This window comes from Gordonia aquimaris (genome assembly GCF_026262595.1).
GTDB classification, from domain to species: domain Bacteria; phylum Actinomycetota; class Actinomycetes; order Mycobacteriales; family Mycobacteriaceae; genus Gordonia; species Gordonia tangerina.
The window spans coordinates 177,187-200,547 of sequence record NZ_JAPKFM010000005.1; the positions used below are offsets into that span (position 1 = coordinate 177,187).

General features: G+C 64.8%; 22 protein-coding genes and 2 pseudogenes. 17 read left to right on the forward strand and 7 right to left on the reverse strand.

What is annotated here, in order from left to right; genetic code table 11:
- Positions 1 to 48 precede the first annotated feature (48 nt).
- From pyk to OSB52_RS07575, 7 genes and pseudogenes are all read left to right on the forward strand, one after another.
- Complete coding sequence (gene pyk, locus OSB52_RS07545; protein WP_266061050.1) at positions 49 to 1,482, forward strand: pyruvate kinase; 1,434 nt, start codon at positions 49 to 51, stop codon at positions 1,480 to 1,482.
- A gap of 227 nt (positions 1,483 to 1,709) precedes the next feature.
- Entirely contained in the window at positions 1,710 to 2,585 is an 876-nt protein-coding gene (locus OSB52_RS07550) for an acyl-CoA thioesterase (RefSeq protein ID WP_266061051.1), read from the forward strand.
- A gap of 25 nt (positions 2,586 to 2,610) precedes the next feature.
- Positions 2,611 to 3,087 (forward strand): hypothetical protein, encoded by a 477-nt coding sequence (locus OSB52_RS07555; protein ID WP_266061053.1) that lies wholly within the window; start codon positions 2,611 to 2,613, stop codon positions 3,085 to 3,087.
- Positions 3,088 to 3,214: 127 nt separating this feature from the next.
- A complete protein-coding gene (locus OSB52_RS07560) occupies positions 3,215 to 5,068 on the forward strand; it encodes an ABC transporter ATP-binding protein/permease (RefSeq protein ID WP_235723146.1) in 1,854 nt (617 codons plus the stop codon).
- A gap of 160 nt (positions 5,069 to 5,228) precedes the next feature.
- Positions 5,229 to 7,045, forward strand: a pseudogene (locus OSB52_RS07565) (AMP-dependent synthetase/ligase).
- Positions 7,046 to 7,160: 115 nt separating this feature from the next.
- The gene (locus tag OSB52_RS07570; RefSeq protein ID WP_235723144.1) at positions 7,161 to 7,598 is read left to right on the forward strand and encodes a DUF6325 family protein; all 438 of its coding nucleotides are present in this window, start codon (positions 7,161 to 7,163) and stop codon (positions 7,596 to 7,598) included.
- Between the two features lie 44 nt (positions 7,599 to 7,642).
- Positions 7,643 to 7,951 (forward strand): SHOCT domain-containing protein, encoded by a 309-nt coding sequence (locus OSB52_RS07575; RefSeq protein ID WP_235723143.1) that lies wholly within the window; start codon positions 7,643 to 7,645, stop codon positions 7,949 to 7,951.
- A 7-nt stretch (positions 7,952 to 7,958) separates the two neighbouring features.
- On the opposite strand, the gene OSB52_RS07580 is transcribed toward OSB52_RS07575, so the two are convergent.
- A complete protein-coding gene (locus OSB52_RS07580) occupies positions 7,959 to 9,596 on the reverse strand; it encodes an MFS transporter (protein ID WP_266061055.1) in 1,638 nt (545 codons plus the stop codon).
- A gap of 210 nt (positions 9,597 to 9,806) precedes the next feature.
- Between OSB52_RS07580 and OSB52_RS07585 the strand changes: the two genes are divergently transcribed.
- From OSB52_RS07585 to OSB52_RS07595, 3 genes are read left to right on the forward strand one after another with little or no spacing between them, the layout of a single operon-like run.
- Positions 9,807 to 10,061 (forward strand): BatC protein, encoded by a 255-nt coding sequence (locus OSB52_RS07585; protein ID WP_235723141.1) that lies wholly within the window; start codon positions 9,807 to 9,809, stop codon positions 10,059 to 10,061.
- 8 nt (positions 10,062 to 10,069) lie between these two features.
- Positions 10,070 to 11,326 (forward strand): cupin domain-containing protein, encoded by a 1,257-nt coding sequence (locus OSB52_RS07590; RefSeq protein WP_266061056.1) that lies wholly within the window; start codon positions 10,070 to 10,072, stop codon positions 11,324 to 11,326.
- On the forward strand, positions 11,319 to 12,209 hold the full coding sequence (locus OSB52_RS07595; protein WP_266061058.1) for a ferredoxin family protein: 891 nt from the start codon (positions 11,319 to 11,321) through the stop codon (positions 12,207 to 12,209). The genes OSB52_RS07590 and OSB52_RS07595 overlap by 8 nt, the downstream gene beginning before the upstream one ends.
- Positions 12,210 to 12,230: 21 nt before the next feature.
- Here the strand turns inward: OSB52_RS07595 and OSB52_RS07600 are convergent, their stop codons facing one another.
- The 3 genes from OSB52_RS07600 to OSB52_RS07610 all read right to left on the reverse strand — a co-directional run bounded on the left by OSB52_RS07600 (position 12,231) and on the right by OSB52_RS07610 (position 15,834).
- Positions 12,231 to 14,345, reverse strand: a complete 2,115-nt coding sequence (locus OSB52_RS07600) for a glucose PTS transporter subunit IIA (protein WP_266061059.1) — start codon at positions 14,343 to 14,345, stop codon at positions 12,231 to 12,233.
- Positions 14,346 to 14,536: 191 nt separating this feature from the next.
- Positions 14,537 to 15,355 carry an SDR family oxidoreductase gene (locus OSB52_RS07605; RefSeq protein ID WP_266061061.1) on the reverse strand — a complete coding sequence of 273 codons (819 nt, stop codon included), beginning with the start codon at positions 15,353 to 15,355 and terminating at the stop codon, positions 14,537 to 14,539.
- Positions 15,356 to 15,492: 137 nt separating this feature from the next.
- Positions 15,493 to 15,834, reverse strand: coding sequence for a Rossmann-fold NAD(P)-binding domain-containing protein (locus tag OSB52_RS07610; protein WP_235723136.1), 342 nt, complete (start codon positions 15,832 to 15,834; stop codon positions 15,493 to 15,495).
- A 135-nt stretch (positions 15,835 to 15,969) separates the two neighbouring features.
- Here OSB52_RS07610 and OSB52_RS07615 point away from each other — a divergent pair, with 135 nt between their 5' ends.
- A complete protein-coding gene (locus OSB52_RS07615) occupies positions 15,970 to 16,380 on the forward strand; it encodes a YchJ family protein (RefSeq protein ID WP_266061063.1) in 411 nt (136 codons plus the stop codon).
- A gap of 3 nt (positions 16,381 to 16,383) precedes the next feature.
- Here OSB52_RS07615 and OSB52_RS07620 read toward each other — a convergent pair whose 3' ends face one another.
- Positions 16,384 to 17,010 (reverse strand): DUF2461 domain-containing protein, encoded by a 627-nt coding sequence (locus tag OSB52_RS07620; protein ID WP_266061150.1) that lies wholly within the window; start codon positions 17,008 to 17,010, stop codon positions 16,384 to 16,386.
- A gap of 114 nt (positions 17,011 to 17,124) precedes the next feature.
- Here OSB52_RS07620 and OSB52_RS07625 point away from each other — a divergent pair, with 114 nt between their 5' ends.
- The 3 genes and pseudogenes from OSB52_RS07625 to OSB52_RS07635 all read left to right on the forward strand — a co-directional run bounded on the left by OSB52_RS07625 (position 17,125) and on the right by OSB52_RS07635 (position 20,113).
- Positions 17,125 to 17,802, forward strand: a complete 678-nt coding sequence (locus OSB52_RS07625; protein WP_266061064.1) for a phosphoribosyltransferase — start codon at positions 17,125 to 17,127, stop codon at positions 17,800 to 17,802.
- A 143-nt stretch (positions 17,803 to 17,945) separates the two neighbouring features.
- Positions 17,946 to 19,558, forward strand: a pseudogene (locus OSB52_RS07630) (SLC13 family permease).
- 105 nt (positions 19,559 to 19,663) lie between these two features.
- Complete coding sequence (locus tag OSB52_RS07635; protein WP_235723117.1) at positions 19,664 to 20,113, forward strand: DoxX family protein; 450 nt, start codon at positions 19,664 to 19,666, stop codon at positions 20,111 to 20,113.
- Here OSB52_RS07635 and OSB52_RS07640 read toward each other — a convergent pair.
- On the reverse strand, positions 20,097 to 20,750 hold the full coding sequence (locus OSB52_RS07640) for an MBL fold metallo-hydrolase (RefSeq protein ID WP_266061066.1): 654 nt from the start codon (positions 20,748 to 20,750) through the stop codon (positions 20,097 to 20,099). The genes OSB52_RS07635 and OSB52_RS07640 overlap by 17 nt on opposite strands.
- A 134-nt stretch (positions 20,751 to 20,884) precedes the next feature.
- On the opposite strand from OSB52_RS07640, the gene OSB52_RS07645 reads away from it, so the two are divergent.
- Positions 20,885 to 21,652, forward strand: a complete 768-nt coding sequence (locus tag OSB52_RS07645) for a glutamine amidotransferase (RefSeq protein ID WP_266061068.1) — start codon at positions 20,885 to 20,887, stop codon at positions 21,650 to 21,652.
- A gap of 41 nt (positions 21,653 to 21,693) precedes the next feature.
- Here the strand turns inward: OSB52_RS07645 and OSB52_RS07650 are convergent, their stop codons facing one another.
- A complete protein-coding gene (locus OSB52_RS07650; protein ID WP_266061071.1) occupies positions 21,694 to 22,116 on the reverse strand; it encodes a DUF1801 domain-containing protein in 423 nt (140 codons plus the stop codon).
- A 117-nt stretch (positions 22,117 to 22,233) separates the two neighbouring features.
- Here OSB52_RS07650 and OSB52_RS07655 point away from each other — a divergent pair, with 117 nt between their 5' ends.
- The gene (locus tag OSB52_RS07655) at positions 22,234 to 22,524 is read left to right on the forward strand and encodes an Rv0250c family protein (protein ID WP_235723113.1); all 291 of its coding nucleotides are present in this window, start codon (positions 22,234 to 22,236) and stop codon (positions 22,522 to 22,524) included.
- Positions 22,521 to 23,345 carry a succinate dehydrogenase subunit SdhC gene (gene sdhC, locus OSB52_RS07660; protein WP_266061073.1) on the forward strand — a complete coding sequence of 275 codons (825 nt, stop codon included), beginning with the start codon at positions 22,521 to 22,523 and terminating at the stop codon, positions 23,343 to 23,345. Before OSB52_RS07655 ends, sdhC begins: the two co-directional genes overlap by 4 nt.
- Positions 23,346 to 23,361 lie beyond the last annotated feature (16 nt).

Below are 23,361 nucleotides of genomic sequence, written 5' to 3' on the forward strand. Positions count from 1 at the left end.
TCGTCACCGGGATAGAGATGGCGTGGCAACGGGACTAAGGTGATCACAGTGACACGTCGTACAAAGATCGTTTGCACCCTCGGACCGGCCACAAGCTCGGACGAGAAACTGAAAGAGCTCGTCGAGGCGGGCATGGATGTGGCTCGGATGAACATGAGCCACGGCACCCACGATGTCCATCGAGAGGTCTATGCGCGTGTGCGCAAGGCCAGCGACGCCGCAGGCAAAGCGGTGGGTGTGCTGGCTGACCTGCAGGGACCCAAGATCCGGCTGGGGAAGTTCCGCGACGAAGGGACGCTCAACGGCGAGGTCATGTGGGACACCGGCGACGAAGTGCGGATCACCGTCGACGACATCGAAGGTACCCAGGATCGGGTGTCGACCACCTACAAACAGCTTGCCGAGGATGCATCGGTGGGCGATCGCCTGCTGGTCGATGACGGCAAGGTCGGGCTGACCGCGACCGCGATCGACGGCAACGACGTCGTCTGCCGGGTCACCGAAGGCGGTCCGGTCAGTAACAACAAGGGTTTATCACTGCCCGGGATGAACGTCTCGGTGCCCGCGATGTCGGAAAAGGACATTGCCGACCTGGAATTCGCCCTGAAACTCGGCGTCGACATGATCGCTCTGTCGTTCGTGCGCAGCCCGGCCGACATCGAGATCGTGCACGAGGTGATGGACCGTGTCGGGCGGCGCGTGCCGGTGATCGCGAAGCTCGAGAAGCCGGAAGCGATCGACAACCTCGAGGCGATTGTCCTGGCTTTCGACGCCATCATGGTCGCCCGCGGCGATCTCGGTGTCGAGTTGCCCCTCGAAGAAGTGCCGCTGGTGCAGAAGCGGGCCATTCAGATGGCGCGCGAGAACGCCAAGCCGGTCATCGTGGCGACCCAGATGCTCGACTCGATGATCGAGAACTCGCGCCCGACCCGCGCTGAGGCTTCTGATGTCGCCAACGCCGTGCTCGACGGTGCAGACGCGGTAATGCTCTCCGGTGAGACCTCGGTGGGCAAGTGGCCGATCGATGCGGTGCTGACCATGGACAAGATCGCCCGCGCCGTCGAGGGCGGCTCGCGTGATGTGCCGCCGCTGTCGCATGTGCCGCGAACCAAGCGGGGCATCATCTCCTATGCTGCCCGCGACATCGGCGAGCGGCTGGAGGTCAAGGCGCTCGTGGCGTTCACCCAGTCCGGTGACACCGTGCGGCGCCTGGCCCGGCTGCATTCACGGCTGCCGTTGCTCGCGTTCACCCCGACCCAGGCGGTGCGCAGTCAGCTCGCATTGAGTTGGGGCACGGAGACGTTCATCGTCGATCACGTCGACACCACCGACCACATGATCGACCAGGTGGATCATCAGCTCCTGAAGATCGGTCGCCTCAAGGAGGGTGACGTGGTGGTGATCGTCGCGGGCGCACCGCCCGGCACCGTCGGCTCCACCAACATGATCCACGTCCACCGCATCGGCGAACAGGATCACTGACCCACCTCCCGCAGGTCGAGTAGCCGAGGAGCGCGCGCCCTTTTCGCTGGTCGGGTAGCCGAGGAGTGCGCGCCCTTTCCGCTGGTCGGGTAGCCGAGGAGTGCGCACCCTTTCCGCTGGTCGGGTAGCCGAGGAGTGCGCGCCCTTTCCGCTGGTCGAGTAGCCGACGAGCGGCAGCGAGGAGGCGTATCGAGACCCCGCACCCTCAACACATAGGGTGTGCTCTCATGACCGCACAATCCGAGGACCTCGGTAAACTGCTCGCCCTGCTCGACGTCGAACAGCGCGACGACGACATCTTCATCGGGCAGCACCCCGAGCAGAAGACGGCTCGCACGTTCGGCGGACAGCTCCTTGGGCAGGGTGTGGTCGCGGCATCGCGCACCCTCACCCGGGGCAACCCGCCGATCCACGCGTTGCACGCGCATTTCATCCGCGGTGGTGACGTGAACAAGCCGCTCGAATACCACGTCGCGCGGTTCCGCGATGGGAAAGCCTTCGCAAACCGTCAGGTCACCGCCATGCAGGACGGTGCCGAGGTGTTCACGATGCTGGTGGCCTTTCAGGACAATGCGGCCGGGCTCGAGCACGCGGTGGAGATCCCGCAGGTGCCCTACCCGGAGGAATTGCCACCGTTGGGTGAGCATTTCAAGGGTTACGAGGATCGGATCGCGACCTTCGTGAACGCTATGCACCCGATCGATATCCGCTTCGCGAACGACCCGACCTGGAAGGTGCGCGACGCAGGGGAGAAGCTCAAGGACAATCGGGTCTGGATGAAGACTGACGGTGAGATGCCCGACGATCCGATCATGCATGTGGCCGCCATGTGTTATGCCTCGGATACCACCGTCCTCGACTCGATCATCACCACGCACGGGTTGTCGTGGGGGATCGACCGTCTTTTCGCCGCCACGGTGAACCATTCGATGTGGTTTCACCGCGAGTTCCGTTTCGATGATTGGCTGCTCTATGCCACCCGTTCTCCGGTGGCATCGGGCTCGCGCGGCATGGGATCGGGACGCTTCTGGATGCGCGACGGCACTCTGGCTACCTCGGTGGTGCAAGAAGCGCTGATCAAATACTTCCCACCGAAAAGCTGAACCCCCGGATGGCACACTGGTCGCCATGACCTCAGCCCCGCCGCCCCGTTCGGATGGGTGGCCGCATACACAGCCGGAATACTGGCTGCAGCCCGGACCGATGCTTCCGCAGCGCACCTGGCAGCGCCGCACACGCTCGCCGATCATTCTGGTCAGTGCGCTCGCAGGATTGGTGCTGGCAGCGGTCGCCGTCATCGCGTTGATGGTGGGTTCGGTCGCCGCGGCCTCCTTCGAAGCGCGCGGCGTGGTGCTGTGCGCGACCGGTGCCACCGAGATGGCACCGCGATCGCCGGTGCGGATCTATGACGAGACCGGCGAAGAACTCGCGTCCACCCGACTCGGCGCCCCGCGAACCGAGGACGGGCGCTGCGAGATGCCGTTCACCGCAGACGATGTGCCCGCCGCGCGGGGTGGCTACGTTGTACGCATCGGAGATTCGTTCCAGGAGACCGTTTCTGAGTCCGCACTCAGCGAAGGGGCAGTGCTGCGCCCCGTGTCGTGACGCGTGTGCCCTTGTCCCATGTGCCCTTGTCCCATGTGCCGTTGTCCGGTGCGTGGCGTTCACCCGGGTTAGACTTCGGCGATCTGTCGGTCGTCGGCTTGCGCTGACGTGTGCATGGAGGGGATGCGTGGACGAGAGCATCGACTGGAGCCACGAGTGGCTTGCCTCGACGATCTGGCTGGCCATCGCGTTCGCGATCTCGGCTGCCGCCGGAATCGCCATCTGCGCCGCGCTTGCGCGATACACGAAGTGGGGCCGTCAATTCTGGCGTCTGTCTCGGGGCTTTTTCACCGGCCCAGGCAAGTGGCTCACGTGGACCATCCTTGCCGGGCTGCTGTTGTTGACCCTGCTCAGCGTGCGCCTCAACGTTCTGATTTCCTACCAGTACAACGACATGTACACCGCAATGCAGGGTATCGCCGAGGGACTCGTCCAGGGCGATCTCGCTGCGCGCGACTCCGCCGCGTCCGCGTTCTGGCGTGCGATCGGGATCTTTGGCTTGTTGGCCACCCTCCACGTCATTCGTTCTCTCGTCGACTTTTATGCCGGTCAGGCCTTTGATATTCGATGGCGAACGTGGATGACCGACCGGATGACGGCCGATTGGCTCGACGGACAGGCCTACTACCGCAACCGTTTCGTCGGCGAGGCCAACATCGACAACCCGGATCAGCGTATCGAAGCAGACATCACCAACTTCGTCACGTATTCGCGAGGCCTCGCGTTTGGTGCCGTCTCCGCCGTCGTTTCGATCGTGTCGTTCACCAAGATCTTATGGGACCTTTCGGGACCGTTGACGATCCTCGGTGTCACGTTCCCGCGCGCGATGATGTGGATCGTCCTCAGCTACGTCTTGGTGACCACAGTGATCGCGTTCTATATCGGCCGACCGTTGATTCGACTGAACTTCTTGAACGAACGTCTCACCGCCAATTTCCGCTACGCGTTGGTCCGCATTCGCGATGGCGCCGAGAACGTGGCGTTCTATCGCGGGGAGGGGGTGGAGCGTGCGGGCCTGCTCTCTCGCTTTGCTGAGGTCATTCGGAACTTCTGGCGAATTGTCTTCCGGACGTTGAAGTTCAACGGGTGGAACCTCACGGTCAATCAGACCGCTGTCGTCTTCCCGCTGATAGTTCAGGCTCCTCGGTTCATCGCCGGCGAGATCACCCTCGGAGCGGTGATGCAGTCGTCGACAGCCTTCGGCAACATGCATGACTCGCTTTCGTTCTTCCGCGAGTCCTATGACGAGTTCACCGAACTGCGAGCGTCGCTGATCCGTCTCGACGGTCTGCACGACGCGAACAACAAGTCACGCGAGCTGAGGCGGATACCGACGGAGGAGAGCCAAGAGCGGCGTCTTGCGCTGCAGAACGTGGACATCACCACACCTGATGACCGTCCGTTGGTGAGGTCGTTGTCGCTGTCGATGACACCTGGAGACGCACTGGTGGTCAAGGGCAGTTCCGGTTCGGGAAAGACGACGCTGCTGCGCGGCATTGCCGAGATGTGGCCGTTCGTCGACGGCGAGGTCGATCGTCCGCTCGGACGACGCACCCTGTTCCTGTCCCAGATCCCGTACATCCCGCTCGGCGACCTACGCACCGCGGTCGCCTACCCGGCCGCGCCCGACGACGTCGGCGACGACGCGATCCGCTCCGCCTTGCAGCGGGTCTTCCTTCCGCATCTCGTCGACCGCCTCGACGAGGAAGAGGACTGGTCGAAGGTGCTGTCACCGGGGGAGCAGCAGCGGGTGGCATTCGCGCGCATCTTGCTGACCCGTCCGGAGGTGGTGTTCATGGACGAGGCGACCTCGGCGGTCGACGAGGGGCTCGAGTACTCGCTGTACTCGCTGATCCGGGCGGAACTGCCGGAGACGATCCTGGTGTCGGTGAGTCATCGCAGTACCACCGATCAGCACCACACAGAGGTCCTTGAACTCACCGGCGGTGGCGAGTGGGAGCTGCGCCCGGTGACCACCTGAGTCTGCTCGGCCGATCGCGAATGTTCGTCTGACGACGTCGTTTTACTTTCTGATTACTAATCTCACGGAAGTCTGTCGGCGCCGCACAGTGCTCGGTACTGTGATGTCGACCACTCTGACCAGGCGAGCGAGGACATCGGTCATGACGTAGACAGAACAGATCACCTTTCCCCACGAGACGGGGGCCCAGGTGGCCACATTGCCCGAGGCGTTCCAACAGTCGATCACCGTCCGCCCCGACGCAGTAGCCCTGCGCACAGTCGGCGGAATCCAGGAGATCACGTGGGCGGAGTACGGGCGGCGGGTGGAGGCGATCGCCCGTGGGCTCGCGACACTCGGTGTTGGCCACGGCGACACCGTCGGCATCATGCTGACCAACCGCCCCGAATTCCATCTCGTCGACACGGCCGCCCTGCACCTGGGTGCAATTCCGTTCTCCATTTACAACACCAGCGCGTCGGACCAGATCGAGTACCTGTTCGGCAACGCGGAGAACTCAGTCGTGGTCACCGAACAGGTGTTCCTGCCGGCGCTTCGCGCGGCGAACACGAATGTCACCACGACGATCGTCGTCGACGGCACGGCCAGTGATGCGATGTCGCTTGCCGACCTCGAACAGGCCACCGCACCTGAGGGTTTCGACTTCGAGGCGTCGTGGCGCGCGGTGCAACCCGACGACCTCGCCACCCTGATCTACACGTCGGGAACCACCGGGCCGCCCAAGGGTGTCGAGATCACCCACCGCAACATCATCGCCGAACTCGCGGCACTCGCCGAGCATGTCCAGGCAGGCTTCGACGACCGGGTGATCTCGTATCTCCCCGCCGCGCACATCGCCGATCGCGTATCGTCGCACGCCGCCAACATGGTGCGCGGTATCCAGATCACCACGGTGCCCGATCCGCGCGAGATCGCCGCTGCGCTGCCAGAAGTGCGTCCCACGTTCTTCTTCGGCGTGCCGCGTGTGTGGCAGAAGATCCGCGCCGGTATCGAGGCGAAGATGTCCGAGGAATCCAGCCCCGTGAAAAAGAACTTGGCGGCATGGGCTCTGGGTGCCGGCGCCTCGGCCGCACGTGCCCACCTCGAAGGCCGCGACCCGGGGCGGGTCGGCGGGCTGCAACACGGCCTGGCCGACAAGCTGGTCCTGCACAAGGTGCGTGAGGCGATCGGCATGGACCAGGTCCACTTCGCCGGCTCCGGTGCCGCGGCCATCCCCGCAGAGGTGCTGGAGTTCTTTCTCGGCCTCGGCGTCCCCGTCCTGGAGGTGTGGGGGATGTCGGAGACCACCGGTGTCTCGACCATGACGACCTCGGAGAACCTCAGGATCGGTACCGTCGGCAAGACGGTCACCGGGGTGGAGGCAAAGATCGCCGACGACGGCGAGCTGCTCATCCGAGGGCCCGTGGTGATGCGGGGTTACCGCAAGCAACCCGAGAAGACCGCGGAGACCATCGACGCGGACGGGTGGCTTGCGACCGGCGACATCGCAAAGATCGACGACGAGGGCAACGTGACCATCGTCGATCGCAAGAAAGAATTGATCATCAACGAGTCGGGCAAGAACATGTCGCCGACCAACATCGAGAACGCCATGAAGGCCGCCTCGTCACTCATCGGCCAGGTGGTGGCGATCGGCGATGGGCGGCCCTACATCTCGGCTTTGGTGGTGCTCGACCCCGACGCGGCGGCTGCCCGGGCGAAGATGCTCAACATCCCCGACGCCGACATGGCGACCCTGTCGAGCAGGACTGAGGTGATCGACGAGGTCACGCGGCGGTACGGCAGGGCAATGGCAAACTCTCTCGGGTCGAGCAGGTCAAGCGGTTCACGATCGTCCCGGCGGCATGGGACCCGGGTGGGGACGAACTCACCCCGACGATGAAGCTGCGTCGTAAGCCGATTGCGACCAAGTACGCCGAGCGGATCGGCAAGCTGTACGACGATGCCGGCGACGCCGACGTGATCGACCTGCGCTGAGAAGTACCCACGCGCGTCGCGCGGGACACTAGGATCGTGGAGGACGGTCGGGGTAGGTGCGTCATGCCGCGACCGGACACTGCCCTGTCAATCGCGACGCAGCGAGGAAGTCGTCATGACCGAAGAAGTCGTTCCCGACATCGGACCCATCGATTACATAGTTCTGGAGTGGAGTGGGCAGCAGCCGACCGGAGAAGCCATCCCGTACCTCGTCGAACTGGTCGACCGCGGCATCATCCGCGTCATCGATCTCGCGTTCGTGCAGAAGGGTGAGGACGGGACCCTGACGCACCTCGAGATCGACCAACTCGGCGTCGATTTCGAGGTTCTCGACGGTGCGGCGAGCGATCTGATCGGCGAGGACGACATCGCCGAGGCCGCATCGGTCCTGCAACCTGGGACCGCCGCGGCGATCATGGTCTACGAGAATGCCTGGGCCGCACCGTTTGCCGGTGCCCTACGCCGAAACGGTGCCCAGATGGTGGCGTCCGGTCGCATCCCGATGGATGCCTTCGTCGAAGCCGTCGAGGCTGCCGACGCCGCGGACGCCTGACGCTTCGGCCGTCCCCCCTGACCACTCACAGCAAGGAGAACCTCATGCCCGGACTCATCCGCGCGGCCGCACGCACCGCGGTCATCGCCGGTACCGCAACCTCGGTCAGCAATCGTGTCTCACGTCGCCAGGCAAACCGCTGGGCGCAACAGGAGTACGAGAACCAGCAGCGTTACACACAGCCCGCGCCGGCTCCCGCTCCCGCACCCGCCCCGGCTCCTGCACCCGCCCCGGCAGCGGCACCGCAACAGGACACCATCGAACAACTCAAAGAACTCGGTGCGCTTTATCAGCAGGGCATCTTGACCGAGCAGGAATTCGCTGCCCAGAAGGCCAAGATCCTCGGGAGTTGACGGGTCCTCAGCCGTTCGAGACGCGACGACTGTCGTCGGTATCCGGGGCGCCGAGTTCGGCCCCTGGAATCCGCGGCAGTCGTCGCGCTATCACCAGGCCGAGCGCAGCGAGGAAGATCACCAACAGGATCGCTCCCTTGATCGCGGTGAGTTGCGCGTCGACATAACTGTCGATGAGCGTTGCGACCTCCTGCTCCGGGATCGCGTTCGCCGCCGCGACATCATCGAGCTGATCTCTGCTGATGATCTCGATACCGTCGGTAGATGCGTCGGCGATCTGGCTCTTGGTCGTTTCGGACAAGTCGGGGTCGGCTTGTGCCATTTGGTTGAAGCCGCTACTGAGGGAGGCGATCAGCAGCGCACCCAGCATCGCGACCCCCACCGAGGTTCCGATGTTCTGCGCGGTCCCTTGCAATCCCCCTGCCTCACCGCGGTCACGTTCACTCGCCGACGACATGATCACATTGCCCAACTGCGATGCGATGAAGCCGAAACCGGCGCCGAATACCGCCATCCCGATGGCGAAGGGCACACCCTGGAGTTGCGGTTCGATGGTGCTCACCAAGGTGAACGATCCGGTTATCACCAGTACCAAACCGATCCGGACCATTCGCCGCGGCGACTGTGTCGCAGCGAGTTTCGGGCTGGCGAAGGCGGCGATGAGCATCGCCACCGACATGGGAGCCAACTCCAGGCCGGTGTCGAACGCGTCCTTCAGCAGCACATACTGCAAATAGATCGGGATGACGAAGAACATGCCGCCGATGATGGTCTGCTGGGCGATGAGCATCACCAATCCGTTGCGCAGATGCAGTGTTCGCAGCAGCCGAGGATGCATCAGCGGTGTGCCGTCGCGCGAGATGACATGGTTCTCCCAACCGACGAACCCGATCAAGACGAAGACGCCTGCCGCGATCATGAACGGCACCACCGAGAAACCGAACGGCGTGATCTCGGTCCCCGCGACGGTCAATGCGCCGGAGGGACGGATGAAGCCCCACGAACCGGCCTGCAACAGGGCGATCACGATCAGACCCAGCCCGAGTGCCGACAGCGCCGTGCCGCCCCAGTCGAGGCGACGCGAGCCCGACACTTTGGTGTCGGCGATGACCCTCACGCATGCGATGACGACGATGCAGACCACCGTCTCGGCGGCGAAAACGACCCGCCAGGTCAACGTCTCGGTCACCCATCCACCGATGAGCGGGCCGGCGGCGGCGCCTGCGGCCGCGATCCCGCCGAGGGCACTGTAGGCGGTGGCACGCTCGCGCCCCTCGTAGTTGGCGGCGGTCAACGAGATGATCGCCGGCATCACCAGCACCGCACCGGCGCCCTCGACAAACGACCAACCGAACAGCAGCACACCGATGTTGGGGCTGAAGGCGGTGATGAGTGAACCGGTCCCGTAGACCAGCAACCCGATCGCGAACACCCTCCGCCGGCCGAACAGATCGCCGAGCCGTCCGCCGAACAACATGAACGAGCCCATCACCAGCGTGTACAGGGTGATTGCCAACTGAACCTGCGTCAGCGTGGTGTCGAGGTCCTCCACCACGCTGGACACCGACACGTTCATCACGGTCGTGTCGAGCACCATGATGAACTGTGCGGCGCACAAGATGATGAGAACGCTCCACTTTCGCACCGCGTTCACGCTACGCCCGGTTTCGCGCGCGCCGGATGTTTGTCGCGGCTGGCCGCGGGGAATCATCCAAAACGGGTGAGCCCGGTACGCCGGTAGGTCGATGCGTCGGCCCGGAGGCGATCTCGTGAACCGGACCCGCGCGCCCGAGGCAGTGCCCATAGTGGAAGAGGAGTCGTGACAGCCACGGCTCCGCCGACGAAAGGACGATCGATGGCCCTCGACGACGATGACATCACGACATCCGACTCCGGCGGCGAAGGCGTCGCCGATGGTGGCTCCAATCCGGGTGGACATGACGGTGGGGCCGATGGCACCGCGAATGCCGGTGAGGGTCCTGCCGATGGTGGCTCCAATCCGGGTGGACACGACGGTGGGGCCGATGGCACCGCGAATGCCGGTGAGGGTCCTGCCGACGGCGGCTCCAACCCGGACGGTCATGACGGCGGCGCCGACGGCACCGCCTGAACGACGGAATGCTGAGCCGCTGTATCTCGATCGGTGCCGCGGATTTCGCACGCGATCATTGGGGCCGGCGCCCGTTGCTCAGCCGGGCCGACACGCTCCCGCGTGACTTCGGTGATCTGCTCTCGCCGGCGACCGTCGACGAACTGCTCACCGCACGCGGGGTGCGTGCCCCTTTCATCCGGATGGCCAAGGACGGCGGGTTGCTGGCTCGGGACTGCTATGTCGGTCCGGCAGGCTTCGGAGCGGAGATCGGCGATCAGGTGGATTCGGCGAAGGTGCTGTCGCGTTTTGCCGAGGGTGCCACGATCGTGTTGCAGGGACTGCACCGGTTGTGGCCGCCGGTGATCGACTTCGCGCGGGGCATGGTCGACGATCTCGGCCACCCGGTGCAGACCAACGCCTACATCACCCCACCCGCCAATCGTGGATTCGACCCGCACTACGACGTCCACGACGTGTTCGTCCTTCAGGTTTCCGGCCGCAAACGGTGGTTGGTGCACGATCCGGTGCACCGCGATCCGCTCGACACCCAGCCGTGGACCGATCACCGGCCCGCCATCGAAGCGCGGGCGCGCGAACAGCCGGTGATCGACACGGTCCTCGAGCCCGGCGATGCGGTGTACCTGCCGCGCGGTTGGGTGCATTCGGCGCAGGCGATGGGGGAGACCTCGATTCACCTCACCGTGGGCGTCTCCGCAGTGACCCGACACGACGTCGTCCGAGCCATCGTCGACGCGCTCGGCGACAACGACATGCTTCGCGAATCACTGGCCATTCCACTGGATTTGGCCGATCACGATCAGGCCGCGGTCACCGCCCGCTCGGTACTCACCTCGGTGATCGACGTGCTGCGCGAGGAAACCGACGAACTCGCCGATGCAGCAGCGACCCGTCTGTCACGACGCCACGCCGAACGAACCCGTGCGGTGGCGGTGGCACCGTTGGCGACGCTCGACGCGATCGGACGAGTGGACACGACGACGGCGTTCCGCTGGCGACCCGGTTTGATCGGTTCCCTCCGGCATTCCAACAGCTCTGTCACACTTCGGCTTCCGGACCGTAGCATCACCTTTCCGGCCTCATGCGCCGACGCGCTCGTGGCGATCCGGTCCGGGCAACCCTTGATGGCAGGAAACCTGCCCGGGCTTGACGGTTCCGACGGATGTGTGCTGGTGCGCAGACTATTGCGTGAGGCCGTGCTGGTGCCCGTCGAGCCGTGCCCGATCGAGCCGACGCCCCACGACAGCACTGAGTCCGATGGGTGATCGTCTCCCGTGCAGCGACTCCGCCCGCGACCGCGGTGATCCGATGTTCGGCACCGCGTCGGCCGGGAACAAGTGGGTGCTCCTCGAGATGAGCGGTGCGTGGGGTCCGTCAGCGTTCCTGGAATCCCCGCGGATCGTCGACCCCCGGCTCGGCCGCGCGATCGTGCGGCGCGTGGAGACCGAGCGAATGCGGATCGTCGCGATTCGTCGTCCCGGTCGGCGCCCATCGGTGCCCCGGTGGCGGTGGTTCATCGTCGACGCGCGTCCTGGATCAGAAACGGTGCACCACGGTGAGGTCGCCTCACCGGCGGAGTATCTCGACTTGGCGCTCGATGGGACGGACGGCGAACGGTCCGATGATCCGCTCGTGGCCGTGTGCGCGCACGGCAAACATGACCAGTGCTGCGCGGTGCGGGGGCGCGCCGCCACCGCGGCAATAGCGGCGGAGTACCCGGAGTGGACGTGGGAATGCTCCCACCTAGGTGGGGATCGATTTGCCGCGACGATGATCCTGTTTCCGCATGGGCTCTGCTATGGCGCAGTCGATTCCGCTGACGAACCGTCGGCCATCGTGCGTCGCTACACGCATGGTCGGCTCGACAACGAGTTCCTTCGCGGCCGTACGTCGTTGCCACACGCGGTGCAGGCCGCCCAGTATTTCGTGCGTCGCGCAACCGGCGACGACCGCATCGATGCGCTCAGTCCGGTCGACGTCCGCCGAGGCGACCACCAGATCGAGGTCGTGCTGTCGGGGCCGGATGGACCCATCGGAGTGACCCTGGCAGAGCACATGTCTGATCCGCTGCACTCGACGTGTGCGGCATCGGTGGCCGGGCGCGTCCGGCAGTTCGTGATGGTGAGGATGAACCGGGTGACAAGCTGAGCCGTCCGGTCGGGCGGCGGCTCAGGCCGGCGGCCGGGGCTTGGCCTCGACTGCGATCACCGGGGTGCCCACGGTGGCGGTGCCCTCGGCGATCTGATCGACGGACGCGAACTTCTTGGTGTTCATCACCACCACGGGTGTGATCAGCGGGTAGCCTGCTCTCTCGATCACCGCTCGGTCGAAGGTCACCAGCGGGGTGCCCGCATCGACCTTCTGTCCCGCCTTCACCTTGACGTCGAACCCTTCGCCTTTGAGTTGCACGGTGTCGATGCCGACATGGATGAGCAGTTCGATGTCACCGTCGAGTACCAGGCCGAAGGCGTGACCGGTGGGCTGCGCGGCGACGACCATCGCCGCTGCGGGAGCGTAGACGGTATCGCCGGACGGTTCGATCGCCACGCCGCCCCCCATGGTGCCCTTGGCGAACACCGGATCGGGTACATCGGACAGCGCCACTACGGTTCCGTCGAGCGGAGCGCCGATCTCGGTGACGACGCGGCGCTCGGTGGGGGCGGCCGACTCCGCTGTGGTCGCCGCGGCGGCGGTCGCGGTGGGTGCGGTGCTGACGGCGGTGGCGGTACTTCCGCTCGGCACCGCGGCGGCTGCGGCGGCCGCGGCCACCCCCTCAGCGGAATCGTCGATCGGGATCGCGCCGGCACGTTCGAGCCCGGCGTCGCGGGCGGCCTCGAACTGCGCCTGCTGTTCGGCAGTGCGGTACCCGGACAACACCACCAGGATCATCGCCACGGCGAATGCGGCGGCGACCGCGATGCCGTAGAGCACGATGCTGTCGAATGCGGGAATCGTCAGCAGCGATGTGAACACGAAGGCGTTCGTGGTCACGCCGCCGCCGATTCCGATGATCAGTCCGCCGACGAAGCAACCGACCAACATTCTCGGATAAATCCGTTTGAAGCGTAGATGGATACCGTAGAGCGAGGGTTCGGAGATGCCGCCCAGGAGTCCGGCGGCCAGCGCGCCGGTGGCGGTCTGCCGCATCTGCATGTCGCGTTCGCGCCACGCGATGAGCAGCACACCGGCAGTGGCCCCGAAGCACGCGAAGTTCCAGGCGCCCATGGGTCCCTGGATGAAGTCGTAGCCGATGGTCTGGATGTTGAGCAGCATGATCGCGTTGATCGGCCAGTGCAGACCCAGCGGGACCATGAACGGGTAGGCGAGCGGGATCACGATCGCGAAGATGAACGGGGAGAAGTCGTTGATCGACTTGAGGACGTCGGCCAGACCCGCACCGACGTAGACGCCGATCGGCCCGATGATGAACGCCGTCAACGGGATCATGATGAGCATGGCGAGGAACGGCACGAAGATGAGCTGCACGTTCTCCGGGATGATCTTCTTGAGGTACTTGTACAGCGGGCCCAGAACGGCTGCCATCAGCAGCGGCGGGAACACCTGGGAGCTGTAGTCGAAGACCGTCAGCGGTATGCCGAAGATATCGATGGTCTGGACTTCGAAGCCGAAGACGGTGTTGGTGGTCGCCTGATCCATGAACGCGGTGAAGCCGGGCAGCATGAGTACGGCCATGATGGCGAATCCCACCCACGGATCCGCGTCCAGCTTCTTCGACGCGTTGTAGGCGATCATCAGTGGCAGGAACACGAACACGCACTGCCAACAGAGGTTCACGAACTGCCACGACGGGGACAGGTCGGTGCGGGGGTCGGCCCAGTTGCCGATGATGTCCAGGGTGCTCATCAGCGACATGAACGTGATGAACAAGGAGGCGCCGAGCAAAGCGCCCAGGATCGGTCGGAAGGAATCCGACAGGTATTCGAACAGGGAATCCAACCACGCGTTCTTGCCGCGCGGTCCCTTCGCCCGTGCGGCCGCCTTGATGGCCGCCGCGTCACCGCCGGCGTTGGCCATCTGTGGCAGCGCCATGATCTCGTTGTAGACCGTTTGTACGGCACCGCCGATGACGATCTGGTAGCGGTTGCCTGCCTGGGGTACCGCGCCCATGACGCCGTCGATCGCTTCCAGGGTGCCCTGCTCGACCTCGGAGGCATCGCGCAATTGGAAACGCAGACGGGTCGCGCAGTGCGTCAGACTCTCGATGTTGCCGGCGCCGCCGACGCCCGTGACGATCTCGGATGCCGTGTTGGTCGAGGTAGACATGACTCTCCTTGAGCTGTCCAGTCTGCAGGTGTGGGCGACCGCGAAGCCCGCCGGCAGTCATGTCCGGAGCGGCATCGACGGCGTTCTGGATGCTATCCCGTGGCACCGGACCTGCGAGGGCGGATCGGAAAGGAGATGGCCAACAGTGACCATCCGTGGCGCAGTTCAGTGCTGTTGCGACGCGAATCGACTCACTCGCGTGGTGTGGCGATCGCTGCCACGGCGCCACCGTCGACCAACAGATCTGTCCCGGTGATGAAGGAGGCCGCCGGACTCAACAGGAAAGCGGTGGCGTCGGCGATGTCGGCGGCGGTTCCGAGTCGGCCGGTTCCCGACATCGCGATCATGGCACGCATGGCATCACCGCTGTCGCCGCCGAGCTCGGCTTGCCCCATGGCGGTCGCGATGACCCCGGGGCTGATGCTGTTGACGCGGGCGCCACGCGCACCCCATACGCCGGCCGCGGCACGCACCCGGACATGGTTGGCTTGTTTGGCAATCGCGTAGGCGCTTCCCGGGTCCCCGGCCCGTTCGGTCAGGAAGTCAAGCGACAGCAGCTCGGAACTCGGGGTGATGGCGAGCGCGGCGGCGTGGTCGGCCGCGAGTGGGGGATAGATGTGGCCCGCCATGCTGGCTACGACGACCCCGGCACCGCGTTGGGCGACCACGGCGCCGAACGCGTCGAGCGACAACGCCACGCCCAGCAGGTCGACCCGCAGGATCGCCTCCACCGGTGCCTGCACCGGGGAGAGCCCAGCCGTGTGGATCACCTGGTCGACGTTGCCCAGTGACGCCGAGAACTCCGCCAGCGCTGTCACCGAGTCCGCCGATCCGACATCAACCGTGCGTCCGACCGCATCGAAGCCCTCGTCGCCGAGGGCGGCGACGTCCCGTTCGAGGCGGGCGTCGTCGACGTCGGCGAGGACGACCTTACGCCCGCAGGCCTGACGTCGGGCGATGGCCAGACCCATGCCGCCCGAACCGATGACCACCACGATGCTGTCCGGCATGTCGCTTCCTCACTGTCGACGAATCACCTTCGACAGTCTGTCATCTCGCATGTGTGGCACCAGAGTCGATGGTCCCGCTATGTCCTCGTACGGGGCCGGTGAGCCGGTCAGATGACTCGCGGTCAGACGACTCGCGGTCAGGCCACGCGACGATCGGCGGCCGCCACGTCTGTGAGCAGACCACCCGGATCGACGATCATCACCACCGGACCGATCCGGTCCTCGGCGCGCTCGATGATCGACTCGATCTGGACCGGATCGGACGGGTCGGACACCACCGCCCACACCCGGCCGCTGACCGACGCGTCAATGAACGGAACGAGGTCGTGGGAGATGGCGGAGGTCAACACGACTCGACGGCCAGACCGCAGGATCTCGTGCACCACCGACTGCGCCCGGGTACTGCCGTCCATCACGACCAGCATGCTGTCTGTGGTGGCGGTGGGAGTGGTCGTATGGAGCTGTCGTGTGTTGTTCATGGCACCCATGTCATCGTCGCGCCCTGCGATGGACGTGTGGCGTGGCTGTCAGTTCGCTGCGCACTGCCCGGCCGGGGACGTCTGTGCGAGCACCTGGGGCGGGCGACCCCGGCGGTCGACGCTATCCTCGCCGACATGAGTGACGTGACCGGTGCTGCGGATGGAGATCGACGCTGCCCCTGTACCTCGGGTCTCACGTTCGGCGAATGCTGTGGTCCGATCCTGAGTGGCGCACGCCGCGCGCCGACCGCCGAGGCATTGATGCGGTCGCGGTTCAGCGCTTTCGCCATCGGCGATCGTGACCACATCCTCGACAGTTGGCACCCGCGGACCCGTCCGCGTCGGCTCGTCGTCGACGACGGCATCCAGTGGTATCGACTCGATGTCGAGTCCGCCTCGGGGGGAACGCCTTTCGACAACACCGGCGAGGTGACGTTCACCGCGCACTATCGGGCGGACGGCGAGCGCAGAGCGCTGCACCAGCGCAGCCGGTTCGAACGGCGCGACGGTCGGTGGGTCTACCTGGACGGAACCGTCGAAGGCTGAGCGTCACCCGTGCCGGCACACCCAGTCGATGAGCGGCGTTGCGGCACGCCAGTCCTTGCGTATCTGCTTGACCAGGGCCGCCGAGTGGATGATCTCGTCGAAGCCGTAGTCGCGGGCGATCGTCAACGATTTGTGTCGCAACAGTTCGATACGCGGATGATCGGTTGACCAACCCCGCGGCGCGGTCTTGAGCACGTCACCGCCGAGTTCCCATCCGGTTCGGGTGTACTTGTTGACCAGTTGCTCGAGTTCGGCGCCGTGAATCGCATTGTCGATAGCCGATCGCAGAGCGGCGAGACGTTCGCCGGAAGCCTCGTAGAACCCGGCGCCCACCCGCACGCCGGGCGCTCCGATCTGGACGTAGTAGCCGGTCGCCGGACCGACCGCGACGAACGCTCCCTGATGGGTCTTATAAGGGGCTTTGTCCTTGGAGAACCGAACATCGCGGTAGGGGCGAAAGATCTTGGCTGAGCCGAACTCGGCGGCCAACTCGTCGGTGAGTTCAGCCATCGGCACGGCGACCGCAGTGCGATAGGTGCCTTTGTGGAGCTCCCAATACACCTTGGAGTTGTCGATTTCCAGGTCGTCGTAGAAGTCGAGTGCAGCCTCGGGGAAACCGGTGAAGGCCATGACCGGCAGCCTACGCGCAGTCATGTTTCGGACCGTTCGTCGCGGGTAGTCTCATTTGCGTTGGTGCGGCTTCAGACAACCGGTCGCGTGGCATTGAGCTGAAACGAGGTTGTCATGACGAGCCACATCTTCGCCGGGCGGGCGTACCGCAATCGGGTGCATGCCGGGCGAATCCTCGCCGAGTACGTCGAGCGGCACCTCTCCGCTCTGCCCGCACCGGCCGCCGAGACGTCCGTGATTGCGCTGCCGTGCGGGGGAGTGCCGGTGGCTCGACAAGTTGCCGAACACCTCGACGCCCCCCTCGACGTCTTGCCCGTGCGCACCATCGGTGTACCGGATCAACCGGAGCTCGCGGCTGGTGCGATCGCGTACCCGGGGGTGATGGTGATCAATGACGAGATCATCGGCGGCCTCGGCATCACTCCGGATGAATGGGACACGCTGGTACGTCTTACGCGGGCCGAACTCGAACGCTGCACCCGAGTCCATCGTCATGGACGTGCCGGGATTGCGGTCCGTGACACCCACGTCGTCGTGGTCGATGACGGGGTGTCGACGGGAGCGACGATGCGCGCGGCGGTCGGCGCGCTACGCCGTCTCGGTGCGGCACAGGTGACTGTTGCGGTCCCCGTGGGGCCGCCGGGAATGTCGGAGAGGTTCGGCGATGTCGACCACGTCATCTGCCCGACTCTGTTGGAGTCCTTCCGCGGTGCGTGCGCGGCCTACGACGAATTCGAGCCGATCACCGATGCGGACATCCGGGAATTGCTGAGCTACGCCGGCACCCGTTGAGCACGGTCGTGCCCGACGCGTCGATCGCACCTCGTACCGGCTGGTAGGAGCGATCTCGCCACCTGGTTGGCAACGATGTTATGGCCATTCCCGCGTGCTGCGGACAGGAAACGTGCCATGGTGACCGCAGACGAGGAGGTCGCATGGCACAGGCTGGCGGTGGCGATCACAACGGTCAGCGATCGGCGGATCAGTTCGACGAGGTCGACCGCCGATCCGCCGGCGAGCGGGCCGAGGAGGTGAAGCCGGGCCGGCGCAGACGTCAGTGGCTCGGAGTCGGGGCCGGCGTACTCCTCGCGGTCATCGTCTACCTCGTGTTGCCCGCAGACGTCGAACATCCGGCGCGACTGACCGCTGCCACGGCCGTGCTGATGGGCGTGCTGTGGATGACCGAGGCGATCCCGATCCCGGCTACGGCGCTGCTTCCGCTGGTCATCTTCCCGGTGTTCGATTCCGACGTCTCGGTCAACGACGTCGGCGCCTCCTACGGGAACAACATCATCTTCCTGTTCATGGGCGGTTTCATCCTCGCGCTGGCGATGCAACGGTGGAACCTGCACCGCCGCATCGCCCTGCTCACGGTGAGCGCTATGGAACCAAGCCCACGATGGTGATCGCGGGCTTCATGATCGCCACCGCATTCCTGTCGATGTGGGTTTCGAACACGGCCACCGCGGTGATGATGATCCCGATCGGGGTGTCGGTGCTCATCCTGGTCCTCGATCTGCGGTCGAACACCGAGACGTCGAACTCGACGGAGGACACCGATGCGGCGACAGCAAGCGATCAGCACGCGATCACCCAGGCTGTGATCACCAGCAACTTCGGCACCGCACTCATGTTGGGCATCGCGTATGCCGCATCGATCGGATCGCTGGGCACCATCATCGGTACCCCGCCGAACACACTGTTGGTGGGGTACCTGGAGGGTGAGGGCATCGACATCGGTTTCCTGGAGTGGATGATCGCCGGGGTGCCGCTGGCCGTGGTGTTCCTCGTCATCGCCTGGTTTCTGTTGTCGCACGTCCTGTTCCGGCCGGAGATCGATGACATTCCCGGAGGTCGGAAGCTGATCCGAGGTGAACTCGACGACCTCGGACCGATGTCACAGGGCGAGATCCGGGTGGCGGTGATCTTCGCCCTCGCCGCTGCCTCGTGGATTGCGGTTCCGCTGATCTGGGATGAGGACCCACCCATCTCCGACACCGGGATCGCCATGACGGCCGCGGTCCTGTTGTTTCTGCTCCCCAGTGGCGTCACACCAGGAGTCCGGCTACTCGACTGGGAGACGGCGGTGCGGCTGCCGTGGGGTGTCCTGTTGCTGTTCGGCGGTGGGTTGGCCTTGTCGGAACAGTTCGATTCCAGCGGCCTGACCACATGGATCGGTGACGTCGCCGCACGCCTCGACGCCATCCCGGTGATCGTCCTGATCATCGTGGTGACCGCGGCGATCATCTTTCTCACCGAGATCACCAGCAACACCGCGACAGCGGCGACCTTCCTGCCGGTGGCGGGCGGGGTGGCGATGGGGATGGGGATCGACCCACTGGCGTTGACGGTGCCGGTCGCCCTCGCGGCGACGTGTGCGTTCATGCTGCCGGTGGCCACCCCACCCAATGCGGTCGCCTACGGCAGCGGATACGTCACGATCGGTCAGATGATCCGCGGTGGGGTCTGGCTCAACCTCATCGGGATCGTGTTGATCACGCTTGCCGGGTACACGCTGTTCGCCTGGTCGCTAGGAATCTCCTTCTGATCTCTATGGTGTGCAACATTGTTGTGCACCACATAAATCTCGGCTACCGTCGATGACGTGCCGGGACGGTGTCGCGACGTCCGAGAACGAGCGTCTGGGGGATCAATGTTGTTGTCACCGAACACCACTCGTCAGTCACTCGGACGAGCGATCGCACGCGTGGCGCTCGGCGTCGTGCTGGTGGTCGCCGGCGTGGGGCATCTCACGGCCCAACGGGCCGAGTTCCAGGCGCAGGTGCCCGACTGGGTGCCGTTGGACAAGGACTTCGTCGTGCTCGCGTCGGGTGGTGTCGAGATCGTGCTGGGTCTGGCGCTGATCGCGTTGCCCAGGTATCGCAAGCTCGTGTCCTGGATCGCGGCCGCGTTCTTCGTCGCCGTGTTCCCGGGCAACGTATATCAATACCTCGAGCACATCGACGCATTCGGGCTCGACACCGACACCAAGCGACTGGTGCGTCTCTTCTTCCAGCCGGTACTGGTCCTGTGGGCGCTGATCGCCGGGTCCGACGGCAGGCGAGGTGATCGACGAGTCGAGCAGATCAGCCCGACACGATAAGTGTGGTGACCTCGCCGACACCCATGATCTCCATCGGCGTCTTCGTCAGCGAGTTCTCGCCGAGGAACATCTCCGAACTGGTCTTGCCGGTGTCACTGAGCATGAGGTCATGAATCGCGATCGTGCGTTTCGGGGCGAGCGTTCGTACATAGTCGATCGCCTGCTCCGTCGAGATCCACGGACCGCTGATGGGCAGAAGCAACACCTCGACCGCGCAGTGGGGGTTGAGGTACGCATCGCCGGGATGGAAGACGTGCCCGTCGATGAGGAAGCCCGCGTTGTCGACCATCGGGATCTCCGGGTGGATCACGGCATGATCGGCGACGAAGGCGACGACGTCGAATCCGGCTGTGGTGAACGTATCCCCGCTCGAGACCGCATGCGCGCGGTCGGCGACGTCGGTGAGCGTGCGGGTGACGGCGGCGGGCCCGTACAGCTGCAACTCAGGTCGGCGCTGCATCTCCGCCACGATCGCGTCACCGTCGAAATGATCGAAGTGCTCGTGGGTGATCAGTACGGTGTCGGCCTGACTCAGCAGCTCTGCCGCATTCGGTGTGAACGCCCCCGGATCGATCAGCAGCACGCCCGCACCCTTGTCGAGGGTGACGGTCGCGTGAGTGTGCTTGGTGAGGCGCATGATTCCTCCGGCGTGAGGGTTGAATCGTCGGTTGACTGTCATAACCGACTCTACAAAGTCTGCCGGAGACAATTCGGGTCTGCCGTTGGCAATTCGGGCGGCAACGATGATCGGTCAGGGCACAATGATTGTTCGTGCCCAGACGAGAGGATCCGCCGCCGACAGCTGGTGCGCGCCCTTTCCTGCTGTTGTCCATCCGCGCCGAGCCGGCGGCCGCCGTGGACGAGCATCGGTCTGTGTTGCGGTTGGGTGCCTTGGCCGAGAACGAACTACGCGCGATCAATCTGACCCAGCGGCCGTTGGGACACGTCGATCTCGACGACTGGTCGGGCATCATCCTCGGCGGCGGACCGTACAACGTGAGCGACCCCATCGCGGCGAAGAACGCGACCCAGCGTCGCGTGGAGGCGGAGCTGTCTGAGCTGACCGAACGGATCGTCGCCGCGGATTTCCCTTTCTTGGGCTGCTGCTACGGCGTGGGCACACTGGGCTCGGCGATCGGTGCCGCAATCGACCGCACCCACGGCGAGCCGGTCGGGCCGCTGATGGTCACCCTGACCGACGCTGCGCACCACGATCCGCTGTTCGCCGATCTACCGGCCGGCTTCGCGGCCTACGGCGGGCACAAAGAAGCAGCGACGCGGCTACCTGAGCACGCGGTACACCTCGCTTCCTCACCTGACTGTCCGGTGCAAGCCTTTCGGGTAGGGACCAATGTCTATGCCACCCAGTTCCACCCTGAACTCGACGCGGAGAGTCTGTGCACGCGCATCGACGTCTACCGCGACTTCGGCTACTTCGACCCGAGCGAGGCGAGCGCGCTACAGGCCACCGCGCGGGCGACCGACGCACAGCACCCGCCCACCATTCTGAAGCGCTTCACCGAGCGCTACCGGCGTTGAGTGGCACGCCGCAAGTGAATCGGACACATACACCTCGGTGGTCAGCTACGTGGATCGTCGCCTCGGCTGTAGGCGATGCGGATCAGTCGGCGTAGCACATCAAGGTCGATCTGCTCCAGGCGTTTGACGTACACGCACCCGGCGCCTTCGGTGTAGGTGCCGAGGTCGGGAAGCAGCGCAGCTCCTTCGGGGAGATCCTTCAGGCCGTAGAAGGATAGTGCCGACTTGCGGGGGGAGAAACCAACCTTGGGCCAGTCTCCTTCCGTACGAGAGGTTTTCGACGGTGAGACATAGTGATACGAGCCGTACCCGACGATCGAAGGCCCCCACATCACCGGTTCCACGCCGGTCTCCGTACGCATGATCTCGTCGACGCGGTGCCCTTCGGTGACCCGGTGGGCGGGTGTGGCGCGATCGAGGAACTCCTGCACCGACGCATCGGTCGGCTGGGTCTTGATCGTCATGGCAACAACGTATTGTGCGCCGGTCGAGAAGTCACGGGACACGTTCGGGCAAAGCCGTTGACTCGGCCGACCCACCCAGTAGTGTGGTGTTTGTCACATCATTCTGGAGGGAAAACCATGGTAGCGGCCGACATGAAGGATCTCCATCGCAGCATCGGGGCGCTGCGGCATCACCTCGTCACGCTGAAGGCGCATTACGGGGATGTCGATGCCGTGCGACGGATGGCCAACGACCTCGACCGACTCGAGATCGACCTGCATGAGTTCGAGCACGCACTACCACCGCGGATTCGCGCGAAAGGCAAGGACGACGTCATCTACGTCCCGGACAGCAAGTCGGACGAAGCCGCGTGGCTCGGCGCGCAGGATGAAGGGCTGGGCTTCCACTCGCGTGAGCGGACGAAGTGAGCGCGCCCGCAGCTGAGCGGGACACTGCCGGGGTTTTCTCCCCGGGTCGGGCGCGCATCGCAGCGCGTACTCTTCGATCGGACAGATGGTGGCTGTCGCCGCTGCTTACTGTCCTGGGCCTCTCGGCATTCGTCGTCTACGCGACGGTCCGGTCGTTTGTTCGCAGCGCCTATTGGGTGGCCGACTATCACTACCTGACACCCTTCTATTCGCCATGCCTGAGCGACTCGTGCGTGCCGGGATCAAGTCATTTCGGCACACCGTTTCCGGAACTGCCGATGTGGATTCCCCTCGGCTTCGTGGTGCTGCCGTTTCTGCTCGGCTTTCGCCTGACCTGCTACTACTACCGCAAGGCCTACTACCGGTCGTTCTGGCAGTCCCCGCCGGCGTGCGCGGTCGCCGAACCTCACCGCGGGTACACCGGTGAGACGCGGCTGCCGCTGATCCTGCAGAACGCGCACCGCTACTTCTTCTATGTCGCGTTGATCGTCACGGTGATCAACACCTACGACGCCATCACCGCATTCCACGGCAAGGACGGGGGGTTCGGCTTCGGCCTGGGCAACGTGATCTTGGTGGTCAACGTGATCCTGCTGTGGGCCTACACGGTGTCGTGTCATTCGTGTCGTCACGCCACCGGTGGTCGGCTCAAACACTTTTCCGCACATCCGGTTCGGTACTGGATGTGGACTCAGGTGACTCGGCTCAACACCCGGCACATGATGTTCGCCTGGATCACCCTCGGCACCCTGGTGCTCACCGATTTCTACATCATGTTGGTCGCCAGCAACACCATCTCGGACCTGAGGTTCGTGGGGTGATTCGCTTGACGCGCAG